1 protein-coding gene is annotated in these 2005 nt (G+C 38.4%); it reads right to left on the bottom strand.

What is annotated here, in order from left to right; all coding sequences use genetic code 11:
- Positions 1-2005: ligand-binding sensor domain-containing protein (locus AC1DG9_RS26405; RefSeq protein WP_477635612.1), on the bottom strand; the 2005-nt coding region annotated here is incomplete at both ends.

Genomic DNA, 2005 nt, shown 5'->3' with positions numbered 1-2005 from the left:
CTTAATTTGCGTCTACGTTCATTGAGCATCAAGATGATGTATACTATAAATAATATCAGCAGGATAATAAGTATCACAATAAAGAACTTAAAAAGAGACGTTTGATAGTATGCAGGCAGTATTTCAAATGCAACTGAAGCCGTATTAACTGAAAAAAGCCCGTCTTTGGTAATCACTTTTACTTGGAAAGTGTATTTTCCGGGAGGGATAGCCGTGAAATTCATAGATGAATTACTACTTGGCTGACTGAATTTGTTATCTAATCCTATAAGTCGATATTGGTACATTACAGCATCGGGATTTTTCAGATAAATTCCAGTATAACTGATATTAATGCGGTTGTGGTTATAGGGTAGCGTAAGCACACCTTCAACATATTTTGGTTTGTAATTTGGGGTTACATTTACTGAATTGATGTAGATATATGGACTTACTTTTTTCTCTGGATTAGGATTTACTCCATAAACAATAACTCCTTTGGTAGTGCCGATCCATACATTGTTGTTGTGTTGAAGTATGGCATTCTGATTGCATTCTACCAGCAGTTCATCCTCGCTTTGCGGTGGTATAATTGTAAAGTTTTTAGGATCAATTCTATCAATGCCTCTTCCGGTTCCAACCCATATTATGCCCTTTTTATCTTCTAACARGCTATAGATGTGATCAGATGCAAGACCCGACTTGGTATTTAAAGATTTTGTTGCCCCGGTTTTAATGTTCCAGATCACTAAGCCGTAATCTGCAGTTCCGAAAAGCACATAGTCCTTGTATTTAAGCATGCAGAGTATGTTAGAACCCGATAAGCCTTTAATCTTTAAAGGGGTGAGCATTTTCTTGTTGGCAACTAACCATGCGCCATCCTGAGTGCCTAAAATTATTGAGTMGCGCGCCAATTCCATTAATCCACCACCAAACTGTTGGGTAATTCTGGTAAATTTTTTGCTGTTAACATCAAAGGTTAAGCATCCATGATTGGTTGATAACCATATGGTGCCACCGCTATCCTCAATCATTGCATTGTACGCTATATGCAAATTATCCGTATCCATACGTTCCAGGCGCTTGCCGTTGTGTTTCCAGAGGCCACCACCGGGAGTGCCTACCCAAAGGTTGTTTTTATGGTCGTTATATAAGAAATTAATGCGATAGGAATCCGGATTTTGAGATGGTATTTTAACGTTTGTTATCTTTTGATTCTGTTTGTACTCATATAAGCCACCATATGAGCCCAACCATATTGATCCTGGAGTAGGGCCGTTGGCAATGGCCATTACAATTCGACTTTCTATTCCTTGTGTTTCGTCGAATGTTACATAGCTGTTATTGGTAAACCTGAATAGGCCAGAGCCATCTGTGCCAAGCCAGATGTTATTCTCGACGTCTTTAAATATCTCATTAACAACATTGTCTGTGAACCCATTCTGGGAATTGAAATGGATAACGCTGGCAGGAGTAATGTAGTAGGCACCCTTGTTTGTACCTATCCATATTGATCCTTTCCCATCCTGTGCTATGGCATTGCATTTACTCGTAATTTCGTTATAGACTTTATTAATGTTATTGTTCTGGGCAACATAGATCCCTTGGGGAGTTAAAAACCATACTTTTCCTTTATTAAGCTTGTCTACTAAAATATTGGTAACTATTAGGGTCTTTATTTTTTCATCTAATGGCCATAATGTCCATTTACCCTTTTCAAGTTGATACAATCCCTTCCCATGAACGGCTACCCATATGTTACCAGAATAGTCTGTTTTAAGAGCCGTAACTATTTCGGTAGTATCATTTGAAATGGTTATTAGTTGATCTTTGTTGGCGTTGTATAAGCGTTTGGCTTTTATACAGTAGGTAGTCCCATTTTTATCGGTGGCAAGTGCACCAACCCATTTTTTCGTATCAGCCGAATTGCTGAAACCCTTGCCATCGTATTTTGATAAACCTTTGGCAGATCCTATCCATATTTCATCCTTTTTTCCTGATGCCAGTGCAAGAATGAAGTTACTGC

This window comes from Pedobacter sp. 05L430 (assembly GCF_056397585.1).
This window is presented reverse-complemented; position numbering and strand designations above follow the sequence as displayed.